Here is a 14,903-nt window from a genome sequence, read left to right as displayed (position 1 = left end):
TAACCGTCAGCCTTTTATACTAAAAGGTCAACGGTTATCGACAGAATTCTTTTACAAGAGGATTCCAAGGCAAATAATCATCCAGATATTCAGGATGTTCAAGAAAAGCACTCCCCGGCATGTCGGACAGGATATATTTTATATATTTCATCGGGGCAAGCCCATTCGCTTTCGCTGTCTCTACCAGTGTATAGATTCCTGCACTGGCTTCCGCCCCTTTCGGACTGCCGGAGAACAGCCAGTTCTTTCTGCCGATCACAAAGGGACGGATACAGTTTTCCGCAAGCGAATTACTGATGGAACAATTCCCGTCTTCCAGATAATTCCAAAAACCTTCGCGGTTATTTAAGGCGTAATGAAAAGCTTTTGAAAGTTTGGATTTCGGCAGCTCTCCGATGGCACTTTTTTCTGCCCATGACCAAAAAGCCTCGAGAAGCGGTTTCTCGCGGATAAGACGTTCTTTTTTCTTCTGATCAGGAGGGAGCGCCTCCAACTCTGACTCTATGTTAAAGAGTTGATTCAGACGGAGGATTGCTTCCGCTGCTTTTGATGCTTCCGAATTATGGATGTCTTTTGGGAGCGCATCCACGAAAGCCCGGCGCAGATGCGTATAGCAAAGACATCTTTTTACTCCTGAAACTGCATTGTATCCGGAGTAAGCGTCTGTATGGATATAACCTTCATATTCCCTCAGAAACGCTTCCGGATATTTCCCGCTTCGTCCCGGCTGGTACTCGAAGTAGCGGATGGGATTTACGGCATCTCTGATGCTGCAGTAAACCCACATATAGGAATCGGACGTATTTTTCCGTCCCGGTTCTTTCAGCACCTGTACATGTGTTTCATCGATATGAAGGTATCTCTGTTTCAGAAGTTCCAGCTTCAGACGGTGGACGATGTGTATAAGCCAGTCCCGATAGACAACCAGAAGCCAGTTTGACATAGTCGCTCTGCTTAAACGTAATCCCAAAGCCTCCCATTCTTTTTCCTGTCTGTACAGCGGGATGCTTAATTCAAACTTCTGGTGGATGAGCCAGGTGATGGTAGATGCAGATGCCAGAGAATGCAGGACGGGAGGATATGGCACCGGAGCCTTCTCCATATAAAGAGTTCCGTTTTTCCGGCATGACCTGCATTCATACGTTTCCCGGTAATGGTCAATCACCTTGAGTTTTGCAGGGATAAACTGTACTTCTGTGCGGACGAATTCTTCCCCTACTTTCACCATCGTACTCCCGCAGTTATCGCATATCTGTTCCCTTTCATCTATGGTATGGAGTACTTTGCTGTGAGGGAGATTTTTTACCAGTTCTTCCCGCTGACCGGTGTACTTCCTTTTACGTAGGTGCTTCTCTATCTCAACAAGCTCCAGTTCGTGTGCATCAGGATCCGCACAGGTTTCGATTTCATTAAAAAGAGACATCTGCCCCTCGATTTCGAGAGTAGATGTCTTCTCGGATTTTGTTCCATAAAGTTTACGGGTCAGGAAATCAACCTGCTCTTTCAGGAGCCGGACCTGCTGTTCCAGTTCTTTGATATGATTTTTATACTCCTGTTCCGTAGCTGACATAACCTGAAAACCCTTTCGTTTCGATAGGATTATTATAACATAGAATCGTCAGATTTCCCAGCATTTCTAAGGATTTTCAGTATTTTCAGACTTATGCGGGAGCCATTTCTGAACCGCCTTTGGCTGCTCCGGGTTCAAACCTTCCAGAAGCCAGCGCAGCTGCTGATCAGAAATCTGTTTTGCTTCTTCGCCGGTCCGCGGCCATTGGAGACGTCCGTTTTCGTACCGTTTGTATAAAAGGCAGAAACCGTCTTCCTCGTAATGGACTGCTTTGATCCGGTCAGCCCTCTTTCCACAGAACAGGAATAAGGAATTGCTGTAAGGATCCAGTTTGAAGTTGTACTGGATGATATCCAGCAAGCCATTGAGCTGCTTCCTCATATCGGTGTAGCCGCATCGGATATAGATTTTCTCCACATGGGAAAGATCTCCTAACATGACTGCACGGCTTTCAGAATGTTTTCCAGCATCTGGGCAGATGTGCCTTCATAAAGTTCCACTGTTATGGATCCGATATGAAGTATGGCTGCAGGAGTGGAACGGGAAATGTTTCTGTCCGGAAGTGAAAGCTCCGCAAACTCAGCCGGGGATTCCGTTAAAGCAGTTGACTGTTGGTCTGTACACATGTGGATGCCGTTTTTCTTACGGGGCACTTCTTCCAGGGCAAGCTTTCGAATTTTGGAAAGCCAGTAATAATAACTTTTCAAAGAGATATCGTGTTGTTCACACCAGATCTGATTTGTCAGTCCTGAGGCCCTGCATTGCCGTATTACATCCAGCCAGTATTGAAGTTTCACCTGTTTGTCTGGAGTCAAAGAAGAAAGATTCATAAGCCTGCTCCTTAGATTAGATTTAGAGTTTTTAGAGTCAACTCCCAAAACTCTAATCAATAGTTTACATGCAACAGCCAGAAATTTCGATACACCCTCTTATTGGACGCTTACGAAATATTTTCCTGTTTAAACTCTATATTTTTTTCATTATTTAATAAAAACCCCTCAAAGGCAGCATCAAACAATGGGTCTCTAGTGATTTCTATATTATTTGAGTTTATTTGTTTTAAATGATAAAGCCATTTTTTACCCATCTTAGTTAATGTTTCGATACCTGGATTTAATATTGTGATTTTTAGATCTCCAAATTGGACAATTTGTCCCTTACTCACTAAATTATTTACAACTGATGCATTCCAACGGTATCCTCCGGCTTGAATGAGCTCTGCGAGATTTTTTCCGTTGGTATAACTTATATTTTGCTTTTTATATTCACATTCAAAATCAATGTCTGTTGAACACATACTTTTTAAAATGATTTTGACTGCAAAGGACATCCCTTGTTCTGCGTTTCGAGACGTAATACATTGATTCAAACTGTTAAACCAGATTTCATCAATCTCTATGATTTTAGGGTTTCTCGAATCCCCGTTCTCTTTCAATAATGCCCTAATTCCACTGATATGATCATCATCTATATGAGTGACTACGATTAAATTTAATCGTTTTCCTTCGGCAGCCAGTTTGAGCAAAAATTTTTTCAAGTACTTTTGATAGGTTTTGGCATAACCTCCATCAATCAACATTCTAAAATCGGAATCTGGAAATTCCAAATATATACAGTCTCCTGAAGCAGCAGGGAGCATCTGTATGGTAACTCCGTTTATTTCCATTGTTCCCCTCCCATTTTTGAAAGGTAGTGTCAAATACTACCTGTTTTTGTTTCAAAATCCTATAAAAACCTTGATTTTTAGGGAAATATATCAATTCATTAAATGAATGCAGTTTATTTTGCAGGTATTCAGTTAAAAATAATTGATCTTTTGTAAAATTTTTCATTGTAAAAGCAGCTATATTACCATTCTTATGGCAACGAATACGATATTGTTGCAATTTTTTTCAACGGAATGGACTGTGAGTTCATTGGCTGAAACAACTATTTTTTCCAATTCTTCTTCATGTAACGCTTCATTATCTATACTTTTGATTGAATATGGGGCAATGTAAGGACTTTGCAATAAAGATAGACATTTTTCTTTTTTTGATGATCATATGCATATGTTCTCCTTCTAATTTTGGGCTAGAACTATTTTGTTACAATTAGAGTTTGAATTTTAAATACGCAATTTTAACTCTTAAAAATAATACGAAATAAAACAACAAAAATCACAAATTATAGACAAAGAAAGTATTTATTCGAACAAATCTTTTTCCCATATTTGCTCCTTCATCTTTTTTGAAAAAACTAAATATACTGTATTGCAAAAAGGCAAGTCTAATCAGACCTGCCCTTTTATAATGATTTTTCAATTATTTTGTTACACACAAAGTTTCGTCAATCCACTTCTGGACGTCTTTCACATTATGGTTTACAGCTTTTGCGATTTTTTCAACAGGTAATCCCATTTCAGCAAGTGAAAGGGCTGTTTCCTTTTTAGCCTTTAATTCACCGCGCTTTTCGCCGCTTTCCATTCCTTCGCTATAAATTTTTTCCATTTCATGGCACATAAGCTCAACCCCTTTCTGCGTGTCTTTTAATTCATGTACCCTCTTTGCAAGAACTGGACTGTGCATTTCATCCGCATTCTTACAATGCAGATCATGCATAAGTCTCCCAAGTTCTGTGTCTTCCTGTTTTCTGGAATTCACATATATAATATGTGCTTCGTCCTGAAAGCTATCATCGGCTTCTTTGATATGCCTGTCAATATGGTAAATAGGAAAACCATACCCAAGGATGTCGTCCCTGGTAATAAAAATCACATAGCTTTCCGGTAATTCATCAAAATCCTGACCTGGATTTAGAGTGTTCATGTCCATCAAACCACTATGGTAACGTGCCCTCTTAGGTGATGCACCTTCATTATCCTGCTGGATCTCCACATCAAACTGTTTGCCTTCGGAATCTCTGGCAACACAGTCCATGATTGCGGATCGTCCCTGCAGATTCTTATAATCCTTCTGGATGATCTGCTCAATTACTTTCAGATCCTGTTTTTCCATAATGACCTGCAGAACATATTCCAGGCATTCTCTCTGTTTGAAAACATTTCTCATAAATATGTCACTCATGAGTGTAAAATTCTTAATAATACCTTTATATCTTTCGTAACGTACTTCCAATCCGTTCTCTGGCACAATTTTTTCATCTGCCACGTTCGCTGTCACCTCCCACTTTATTCTTTTTATGTTATGAAGAAATTTTCGAAAAAGCTTTTGTTTATTTTATCTTAGCATCAATGAATGACCTTTACAAGACACTTTTTCCCCGAGTTGCATCGGGTGTTTTTTAACCTACCCGTTCCACATAGCATACACTGTTTCCCTTGCACTCAAATTCCGGACAAAGAGACAGCCATAATCTTTCCAGATCATTGATGTTCATGGCGTCCAATTCTGTTTCATCTTCTTCACCATAAATATTTACAAAACCGATCCGATATATGCCATACTCTTTATGTAGGTTTTTTACTACTTTTCTTCCTGCTCTTCGTATATTCATAAGCTCTCTTCTCTCCTCTCTTCTGCTTCCAGCAAAAATGTATTGCAGGTATAGCTTCCGGAAGCACTGACACCAGCGACCCCTCCAAGGCTGTCCAGATACTGGCTTCCATTTTTAGATGCGGAAATATACATATAAAAGTTTGTCAAAACATAGTTTTTATTTTCCAGAACATTCTTATAACTGCTGCTAAGCACAAGCCTTGCTCCAAGTTTTTCTGCTTTTTCTTTTACCAGCATAGCAGTTAAATTTACTGCTTTTCGTATTTCCTGTTCGCTAAGTCCGCTTTGATAATAACGTTCCAAAAACAAAACCAGTTCTTCTGCTTTATTTTCATGTGGTTCGCTTTTGACAGTCACATCAACAAACTCAATCGTCTTCCTTTCATCCGCAGCTACAAAAGATCCCTTTGTCAGACGGAGGATTGCACGAAATACAATTTTACCATTGTGTTTGATAAATATAATTTTTTTATTTGCATCAAAACAGGATAACAGACAATCACAATTTGGACCATTCCGATAGGAAATGCAGCTGCGCAGCGGTACTTCTCCTATCTGCATGACCGGAAGCAGGCTGTCCTCTTCCCAGATTTCCCATCCACAATCCACGCGCAACAGCTTTTCTTTCCAGATTTCTTCTGTATCTCTTTTTATTGGAAAAGCAATTTCCCGTTCCAGATCTCCTCCATGGTATTTCAGCTCCATGAATTTTCCTAATAACTCAGCATTTACGATTCTTCGGATCTCTTCCTTCTTTTTCGGCTGCCTGTTCAGAAAGGAAGTCATGATCTCAGCGCCACCTTCATAAATGAACTTCTGGATATTGGATTTATTTTCCACGACAAAAGCATCCGAAATATTCAATTCTGTCTTTAAATTCTTCCAGGAAGGATCCTGGGCCAGCAGTTTGTCCATCAATGCAGGTAATCCGGAACAGCCATTTAAAAGATTCTGATTATGTAAAAGGAAGTAAACCTGATTATCCCTTGTAAGCTCTTTTAAAAGTTCAGTAAAATCCATTAAAAATATCAGAATCCATATGGCTGTTTCATGCCGAAGATCTCGAATGTTTTTAAAATCCTCCTGCATCCATCTGGAAAGCGGCTTTTTTGACAAAGCTTCTGCCAATCGCTCAACCTGATTTTCCTCTAATGCATCTGTCAGGCAGTCTCTTTTTATCAACTCACGGATCACCCGAAGACGATCATCACTTTTGGAGTATGCTAAACGATCATACAGGTCTATATATACTGCTTTTACATTGTACAGGATTTTCAATTCTTCAAATACACGAGGCTTCGAAAACAGTGATTCTTCACTCTTTCTCCAGGGAACTACCATATATTCACAATCCCTTAAATTCTGCTCATTTAAAGTATTAAGATTCAGGCATCTTTTATAAACCTCTTCATCCAGAATCAACGAATTCCTGTCAAGGTTTATGAGCCAGTCTCCATTCTTTCGCAAAAGTTCCAGGAAATGTTTCTTCCGTTTCGTAATGGCATACAGGATAAGCTCTGTCTTTTCCAAAGTCAGCTCATAAAGATCCATATCTGGAAGCGGATTTCCATACAGAGTGTTCACATAGGCTGCCTTTCCATTTGAAATCTTTTTAAAATCTGCATCCGGACCTGTCAAAAATCTTATCAGCTTTGGAATGTCTGCATATAATGATTCGTTCCAAAGCCACAAGTGAAGAAAAGAGGCCTGCCATTCTTTTGGAATCTGAGTGAGAATCACTTCCAGTCCATTCCGAATTTCTTTTGGATGCCGGCTCAGTTCTTCCAGCTGTTTCTTATTTAAGCTTTCCGTTTCTTCACAAAACTCGGATAAATAATTTACAAGTTCCATCAGATCCTGCTTCAAAAGTGATGCCAATGATTCCTCATCCTTGAGCAGCTCATAAAGAAGCTCCGTTGAAAAAGCCGGATTTATCAAAAGCATGCGTATCTTTATTCCCGCACGGGCAACATCAAACTCACCAATGCAGGTCTCAAGACTTGCTACAAGCTGTTTCTTTAACTCTTCTTTCGGTTCCAGAAAAGCATAATATTTCAGATAAACATATACGATCCGGTCCGGGATTTCTTTATCTGCCAGTACTTTCTCAATCTTTTTATAGGGGAATTCGGACAGCTTTTCATTTCCCGCACATTCTACGATCATTCTGATGCGGTCTGGTTCTAAAATAGAAAAATCCTTTTTGTTCATTTTTCCTAAAGAGATGAGTATTTCCGGATCGTCCATCAAAGAAGAAATCGTCTCCTCATTTAACCCCTCCATCAGACTGGAAAGTTCCTGCTGATTTACCAGTCTGGCCGCATTCATACAGGAATCTTCCCCTTTCTTTCCTATCAGTTTCAGGGGAATTGCTGCATTTTTCATTTCCCTGTAAATATTCATGTGCTTTAAGATTCTTTCGATCATCACGCTACCTCTGCCCTTTCTATTAATTCAGTAATCTCCGGTAACCCCATGCATTCGTCCTGGTACATATTTTCTGCCAGTTTAAGAAGATATAGAGCTTCCTTTTTTGCCATAAGCTTTTTCACTGTTCCTGCAAAATTATCTTTTAAATACGAGGAAACGATCTTACAGTAGAGCTTTTTATGGCCATATGAATAACGACCATTCTTGTAAAACTCATAAATAGACTGAATCTCCTTATCCGTTTTTCTGTTTTCCCGTAATATCTGATTAAACTGCTGTTTGATGTTTTTTTCAGTTTTCCAGTGATCTATCCGTTTTTTCTGTTCCTTTAGCCATTCTTTCCGTTCCTGATATCTTTTCCGATCCTCTTCTGTCATATATTTCTGATACAGGGTTTCTCTTCGATAAGAATCACTTATAAATGGAAGAAGCAATTTGGAAAGCTCATATGCTTCTGACTGTTCCATCCAAAGTGCTGTACTTTCCTTTAAAAGTAAGGCCGTCAGGTATTCTGGATAAATATCCGGATATTCATAAAAAAACTTCTTTTCTACCATTGAAAACAGTTCCCGGTGTTCCTCTTTTCCCAGAACTGGCGAAAAAAATTCGCACTCTCTATGTTGGATAGCATAGTATCCCAAGGAGAAAGTTTCCTTTAAAATCCTCCAGGGGCTTAAGAATTCGCATCCATCCATTCCAATCTCATTGATCAGAAATTTCAGCATAGGATAAGAATGCTCATTACAAAGACCCTTTATTTCACTTTTTAAATATCCTGCCATAAATTCCCATTTCTTTTCCAAATCTGGCTCTTCATTTTTGTAATCCTTTACAAACTCTTCCAGATACTTTTTTCCATTCAAAATCCCATGCAGGATCAGCCGGTTGAAAACCACATGTAGTTCCGGCTCACTCTTTTTCCAGAAAACATCCTGGTATCTTTTTCCTGTAAGGTTTTCATAACGTTCCAGATACTTCAGCAAACTTTTCGTACTGTATGTTTTGCCTTTCAGAGTATCTGTAACACACGCTTCAAATTCTTCCGAAGAGAGTTCTTTTACCAGAGTATCCCATTTTTCTTCTGTCAGATCAATGTAGTGCCACTCTTCCGGTTCATTACTTCTAAATGGAAACAACGTAAGAAACGTTTTTACATTTTCCACCCTGAACGTTTCATTCATGCATTTTTCCAGCCGTTCTTTACCGTCGATACGGACAGAAAGTTTCCCATATGTTCTTAAAATCCGTGAACAAAGTACATAAGCTTCTTCTGGATATGTCTCTTTTCCGGGCAAAAATGCCTCTAATACATTCAGCCCAATTTTTTCTGCTGTCAACCCGGAAAGGCTTATCCGATCGGGTCTCTCTACAAAATACATCAGTACAAAATTTAAAAAAGCGGTCTCTTTGTCGGAATATCCAAACATACACATACGTTTTTCCAAAACGGCATCCGCATTTTTAGCATTTATGCCTGTTAACTTTACCAGCAGTTTCAGGATATCCAGATCCTTTTTGCGATACCCTTTAAGCTTTTTCATTACTTTGCCTACCATCCACACGAAAAGATTCCATTCAGTAAATACGGATATCTTCCGGTTCTTTGAAAAGCTGTCAGCAAGTTTCTGTTTTATACCTTCCCACAGTGTTTCATCATCTGGGAGGATGGACATGGCAAACAGCATTTCTTCTGCTCGCTCAAATGGATACGCATGCATGGCCTGTTTCCACCGATTCTTTTCCTTTTCCTCACAGATATAATTGATACTGATTAAAAACAGGTCTTTCTCTCCAAGAATCTGTTTCATCTTTTTCCAAAACAGATCCTTTTGTGCCCCATTGAACATACAGGTCTCCTGTAAAGGCATCATCCTTGCCAGGGCAAGTCCGAGGGCACGGTATGTCTGCTTTGTCAAGGTCAGATGTTCTCCAATGCGCTCCAGGACTTCTCCCGGATAGTGCAGTCCATAAGCGGTTTCCATGTCTACTTTCGGCTTTTCCAGAAACATGTCATTTTCTTTTAATTGCATATAAATTTTATATTTTTCCTCATTAGATGACAGCTTATAGATCAGGTTCGTCATCTGCCGGTACAGGGTAATATCAAGCCATTCTTCATAAATCTTCCATTCCATCCAATTTCCTCCTGTTTTCCCATATAAAAAGGGGACTGTTCGCCAGTCCCCCAAAATTGTTCTTATGCTGCCAGGATAATCTTCTTTTTCCGGCTTGCATAAGTGGTTGCCATTGTAGAATGTTCCATGCCTCGCTGTTTCTGGTATTGCTTTACATCTGCATAATTTGCAAACGAAAGGATCTTACCATTTTCCTCTAACAAGTTCTCTTCGTTATCTTCCATATTTTCACTCTCGCAGGAAGCCAGCGTCCAGTTTACGTGGCAGATATAACAGGTCATGCCTGCAAATCCCAGATACTTATGTACATACTCTTCCGCTGCCTCGGCACTTGGAAAATAACGTGCATACTCCAGGGAACGGCAAACGATCCGGTCTTTGTACCATCCGGCAAAATACCGGTTCTTTTTCAGTTCAAGTACATACCCTGTCAGATAAATCTTCTGTAAAGCATTTTCTTCCTCGTCCATCATATCAAGAAGCTGTTCCGCATAGATTTTTTTCCATTTCAATGTATTCTTCTTTATTCTTTTACGCAGCATTATCTTTTTCCTCCTCAGTTCCCACAATGAGTTTTTCTATCATTCTGTACAAGTTCCGGAAATTTCCAGCTTGTCTGCGGCGTGTCATGCAATCCTGTTCAAATGCCTGGATCACAGCAGAAGTTCTTGCAAACAGTGTGAAGATTTCCTCATCTTTCAGCTGTATGGTAACCTCTTTTTCTTTCCGGTAGCTGTCTTTTTTACAATACTGCCCGCCATTGGCATTATGCATCGCTACACCGGTGCCATTCTGTATCCTGACAACCCACGGATAATTTAAAACTTCTCCTTTGTTGTTGCGAACCTTCCTCTGTATGGAAAATACTGTAACCCTTCCCATGTTGGAATTTTTATCCTCGCAAAAGATCTTTTGCTGGAAGAATTTAAATTCCTGCACATTATTCCATATACGGGAATACACGTATTTTATGATTTCCGGACTCAGATTTGCATAAACGCTGATGCTGTCTTCTTTGCTGTAGTCAACCATGACCGCCCGGATCCGGGAATAATCGCTGGCAAAGTCTTCGTGAAGATGCCAGAACTCCTTTGGTTCTGCCATCCGCAAAAAGCTATTAAATTCCAGTAACGTGTTCTGTGTCTTATGAACACAGATCTGTTTTGATACATCCGCATTCTGTTCTTTTTCTTTCCTGTTTTTCCTGTTCATCCTTACCTCCTGATAAAACGCAGCAGTTTCTTTGTCAGAAGAGCCGGAAGCTGTTCAAGATCCGTAATATCCAGAAAAGATTCCTCATAAATTTCCTGAATTGCTTCCTTGTCGCTTCCGATTGCAGCCGCCTGAAAGAATACTCCCTGCTGCAGCAGTTTTTTCCGAATCTTCTGAAGGTCCCTTTTTGCCCCTGTGCCTCCATACTGGTTTGCATTAGGTGCACCATCACTGATCACAAACAGCAGTTTCTGCTTTTCCGGTCGTTCCAAAAGACGGCTGCCAGCATACCACAATGCAGTTCCATCCCGGTTGCTTCCATAAGGCTGCATACCAGCGATCCGGAACCGATCCTTTTCATCCGTTTCAAAATCTGCGCAGCAATGCAGATACACTGTTTCGTCTTTCAGGTTCTCATGCCGGTATCCATCTGTATGATGTCCGCACACCAAAACCGGTATTTCTGATTCCATACAAAAATCATACAGGCAAAGTGCTGCAAGAATGGCATAATCCATCCGTTCCCCACACATGGAAAAAGAATTATCGACCAGCACAGCCACACAGATATCCAGCTTTTTTCCTGGCTGTTGTTTCTTAAATACTGCCCCAGACGGTGCAGCTATGTTTCGAAGATCTACCCGACGTCCAAGAAAAAGCTTATGTTCCGTGCGTTCTTTCTGATTTTTCAATATAGGAAGCAGTTTCAGGCGAAGTCTCTTTTTTACCTGTTTAAGTTGTTCCTCATACTTTTCTGTCTGTAATTTTAAAAAATCTGATATCTCGGTCTTACGGCAAAGTTTTTTCAGTACTAGGTCATGGCCTTCTTCAAACGGTATCTCCATCAATTCCTTTTGAAGATGTTCGAAAATTTCTTTCTGTATCTTCTCATCAAGCGTCTCTTTCGCCATTTCATAAAGGATTTTTTGCAAGGCATTATCACTGGATGCTTCCGTTTCTGAGGCAGGGATGCCACATTCATTCTGTTTGTCTTCGAAGCCACCAGACTCCCTGACACATTTCGGAAGATTTTCACACAGCTGCTGTAGAAACTTCTGAAGCTCTGCAGCGCGCCCGTTTTCACGGTCTTCCGCTTCCTGCTCCTTTCCATTTGCTTCCATTTTGTCTTCTGTTTCTGTGCCCTGTTCCGTATCATCTTTTCCTGTTTTATTTTCATTTTGCTCAGTCTGCGCCCCGGTGTTACCCTGCTTTTCTTCCTCCGATTCTTCTTTTTCGGATTCCTCCGGGTTTTCCTTTTGCCCTTCACGCTCTTCCTGTTCTGGCTGTTGCTCTTCATTTTCTGTACTGTTCTTCTCTATTTCTTCTATGATTTCCGCAAAGTATTTCCAGATCATCAGAAGGATATGGTTGGTAGCAAGATATCTCTCCATGTCATCTGCTGCCTTTCCCGCTTCATCAATGACCGGCATAAGCAGTTTTAATGTATCAATAAGCTCATAATCCGCACCATCCCAGGCATTCACCCTTGAAGACAGGGCATACTGTGCACACAGGTTCATAAGAATAGATATCTTATCTTTCTCCGTTTCCAGCATTTCCCTAAGCGTTGGAAGCCATTCCACATTTCGGTCACGATTCATAAGGATTCCCCTGCGGATGCTTCCCGGAAAAAGAGCGCACATCTTCTCTTCTATGTACATATCATTCAAAAGATTGCTGAGATAGGATGCTGTCTGCAGAAAGATAGAAAGAATTGCTTTATCTTTTCTTTCAAAGTAGACATTCATTGCATCCAATGCCTCTTTTTCCTGTGCATTTTCCGGTACTGGCTCCTTTGGATACCAGCTGCCATTTAACATATGCTCAGCATACCTTTTTCTAAGTGCTGAATCCGTATACCTGTAATGTCCGCACTCATGTCCCAGAATCCCGATCAGGCTGTCACTTTTTAATTCCAGTGTCAGAAAACTTGACGTAATCTGGTTCCCAAGATTTACGGCAACTGTTTTTCCCCGGTTCCATCCTGCGATCCCTGAATTTTCATCGTCGTATAACCGTAATGTAGTCAACTCTCCACCTGTGATCTCACGTCCGATCGAGGTCAAAAGATCACGATACTGCGGCGTATGAAATACTTTTTCCGGTGTCAGTTTTTCTTTCTCTGCACATATCCGTTTCCGGTATAAAGCCTTTTTCATTCGTTTCCTCCTTTCCTTTTTAATTCACATCACAATGAGGAAGAAGAAAGACCCGTTCCATAGTTTCCTGTTCTTCCCTGTCCATGGATGCTTTGCTGAGCAGTGCTGTCCATGCTGACCTCCTGAGATCATTGGAAACCATGTAACTTAACACCCAGTTTTCCAATTCCCGGTATCCACATACGCCATCCGTAATGTCCTGTTCGATCAAATACTCATGAATCTTGCAGACCGTAGCAGCCATAAAGGACAGAAGTTCTTTGTTTTTAAACCCGGTTCTTTTCATTGCCCTTTTTGCCATTTCCTCTTCTGTCAGGGATGCCTTTGGCTGGATCAGGTTCATTCGGGAAAGAACCGACTGGTTGAAGTTCTGGCAGCCAACATAATCCAGATTGGTAGTCATGATCACAATGGTATCCGGATTTCTCCGTATCTGTTCTCCATTTACCAGATCGGTTACAGCTCCATCGTCAAACAGGGAGTTTAATCTCGTAAGTGTCCCAGGTTTTTCAATCATGGCCGGCTCCTGAATTTCAATCACAGATGGTTCCCTGCATGCCTTTACGATTTCTGACTCTTTTAATAAGAAGTCTTTTTCATTTTTCGACTTTTCATAGCCTTTTTTATAGACTGCTCTTAAGATCTCCTGAAAAGCTTTTTCCCGGCTGATCCCCTCTTCATAAATGCCATTTACCGTTGCAAGAGCTGAAGCGGGATCCATTTCAATGTCTTCCAGACATGGCAATTCCATTTCCAGGTGCGCTGTTCCTCCCATATTTGGTACGGTGGTCGCTAAAAGTTCCAGTTCATCCGTTCCAGGTCCACAGGTGAACACATAATATGGAAGCCCTAAGATCTGAGCGATCATTCTGGCATCCGTTGTCTTTCCAGTACCGGCATCTCCTGTCATCATAAACAGCCTTGCCGGTGTCTTATCTACCATCTGCAGGATTTCTTCGGCTTCCTTACTTACCAGATAGTCTTCCGGAAGCGAAGGGATCCTTTCTTTTGCCCTTTCATTTACATCCCATCTGCCAAAGTAGATCTGTTTTAATTCAAAAAGTGTTCTTTTAGTCTTTTCATTTGCAGGCAAAAGCACATGAAACTTTCCATAGATTTCATCATTTGGTGCATATACCCCGGCCGCAATTTTATATTCCGGAAGCACATCCTCCAGTTCTTCTGTACGGAACTGGCTCTTTTCCAACGGGATCGCCCGCTCCGGATTTGCTATGACTTCACAGTATATGGCATCGCAGCAGATAAATGCTGCCCGCAGTGCAGCTTCCTTGTCTTCCCATTCATTTTTTTCCTGTTCTTCGAGTATTCGGAAATTTCTTTGGAACTCTTCGTTATACAAAGGATTATCCGGGACCAGATTTGCATACGCCAAAAGAGCCAGATACTGCTCCCCTGTATTTTTGCCTTCCCGGATTCCCGGAAGCTTCTCGTTTTTTTCTTCTGTCTTTAAAATCCCACTGAAACGTCCGTTTTTCGAATTATAGGTCATTACATACCTTCCCTGGTTTCCAGGGTATTCCATGCAGAAATAATTTATGGTATCCCTGCCCCTTTGTATACCGGCAGCACCAGAGTCATTTCCTTTTCGAATCTGAATCAGTGTCAGAAGTGCATGTAACGTAGGCCCATGAAGGCGGGAGACTTTTCCCTGCTTCCTGATATTTTGCATGGAACAATCCGCTTCCTCATAACTGATCCGTTTTTTCCCTGCTTTTGCCAACATCATCCGAAATGGGTCCGGAATGGGTTCTTTCATAGTCCATGGTGCATAAAAACAAAGAGATTGCATCTTGTTCCCTCCTCTTTTATTTTTGTGATTTTCTGCATACGAAGGAAAGAAACAGGCAGAACATTGGACTTTTCCAACGTCTGCCTGTCA

At 40.9% G+C, this 14,903-nt stretch carries 12 protein-coding genes; all 12 read right to left on the bottom strand.

Translation table 11 applies throughout. The annotated features are described in order from the left end of the window. Positions 1–34 precede the first annotated feature (34 nt). The 12 genes from BN3261_RS06825 to BN3261_RS06770 all read right to left on the bottom strand — a co-directional run bounded on the left by BN3261_RS06825 (position 35) and on the right by BN3261_RS06770 (position 14,813). Positions 35–1,570, bottom strand: coding sequence for an IS66-like element ISRob1 family transposase (locus BN3261_RS06825; RefSeq protein WP_059085161.1), 1,536 nt, complete (start codon positions 1,568–1,570; stop codon positions 35–37). Positions 1,571–1,636: 66 nt separating this feature from the next. Continuing rightward, positions 1,637–1,987 (bottom strand): IS66 family insertion sequence element accessory protein TnpB, encoded by a 351-nt coding sequence (tnpB, locus tag BN3261_RS06820; protein WP_199874089.1) that lies wholly within the window; start codon positions 1,985–1,987, stop codon positions 1,637–1,639. A 14-nt stretch (positions 1,988–2,001) separates the two neighbouring features. Then, positions 2,002–2,400 (bottom strand): IS66 family insertion sequence element accessory protein TnpA, encoded by a 399-nt coding sequence (gene tnpA / locus BN3261_RS06815; RefSeq protein ID WP_059085159.1) that lies wholly within the window; start codon positions 2,398–2,400, stop codon positions 2,002–2,004. A gap of 110 nt (positions 2,401–2,510) precedes the next feature. Further along, entirely contained in the window at positions 2,511–3,236 is a 726-nt protein-coding gene (locus BN3261_RS06810) for an MBL fold metallo-hydrolase (protein WP_059085827.1), read from the bottom strand. A 637-nt stretch (positions 3,237–3,873) separates the two neighbouring features. Beyond that, complete coding sequence (locus BN3261_RS06805; RefSeq protein WP_334292509.1) at positions 3,874–4,635, bottom strand: Rpn family recombination-promoting nuclease/putative transposase; 762 nt, start codon at positions 4,633–4,635, stop codon at positions 3,874–3,876. A 217-nt stretch (positions 4,636–4,852) separates the two neighbouring features. Continuing rightward, complete coding sequence (locus BN3261_RS06800; RefSeq protein ID WP_005422985.1) at positions 4,853–5,065, bottom strand: hypothetical protein; 213 nt, start codon at positions 5,063–5,065, stop codon at positions 4,853–4,855. After that, complete coding sequence (locus BN3261_RS06795) at positions 5,062–7,494, bottom strand: hypothetical protein (protein WP_059085825.1); 2,433 nt, start codon at positions 7,492–7,494, stop codon at positions 5,062–5,064. Before BN3261_RS06795 ends, BN3261_RS06800 begins: the two co-directional genes overlap by 4 nt. Continuing rightward, complete coding sequence (locus BN3261_RS06790; RefSeq protein ID WP_059085824.1) at positions 7,494–9,632, bottom strand: hypothetical protein; 2,139 nt, start codon at positions 9,630–9,632, stop codon at positions 7,494–7,496. The genes BN3261_RS06795 and BN3261_RS06790 overlap by 1 nt, the downstream gene beginning before the upstream one ends. 62 nt (positions 9,633–9,694) lie before the next feature. Continuing rightward, positions 9,695–10,174: a hypothetical protein gene (locus tag BN3261_RS06785; RefSeq protein ID WP_059085823.1), complete on the bottom strand. Its 480-nt coding sequence runs from the start codon at positions 10,172–10,174 to the stop codon at positions 9,695–9,697. After that, positions 10,164–10,844, bottom strand: a complete 681-nt coding sequence (locus tag BN3261_RS06780) for a hypothetical protein (protein WP_059085822.1) — start codon at positions 10,842–10,844, stop codon at positions 10,164–10,166. Before BN3261_RS06780 ends, BN3261_RS06785 begins: the two co-directional genes overlap by 11 nt. Positions 10,845–10,846: 2 nt before the next feature. Next, positions 10,847–13,003: a cobaltochelatase CobT-related protein gene (locus tag BN3261_RS06775; protein WP_235812353.1), complete on the bottom strand. Its 2,157-nt coding sequence runs from the start codon at positions 13,001–13,003 to the stop codon at positions 10,847–10,849. Positions 13,004–13,022: 19 nt separating this feature from the next. Then, the gene (locus BN3261_RS06770) at positions 13,023–14,813 is read right to left on the bottom strand and encodes a P-loop NTPase family protein (protein ID WP_059085821.1); all 1,791 of its coding nucleotides are present in this window, start codon (positions 14,811–14,813) and stop codon (positions 13,023–13,025) included. Positions 14,814–14,903 lie beyond the last annotated feature (90 nt).

It is taken from the genome of Blautia massiliensis (ex Durand et al. 2017) (genome assembly GCF_001487165.1).
GTDB lineage: Bacteria > Bacillota > Clostridia > Lachnospirales > Lachnospiraceae > Blautia_A > Blautia_A fusiformis.
The sequence above is the reverse complement of the archived record's forward strand: the minus strand, read 5'-3'. Positions and strand labels throughout refer to the sequence as shown.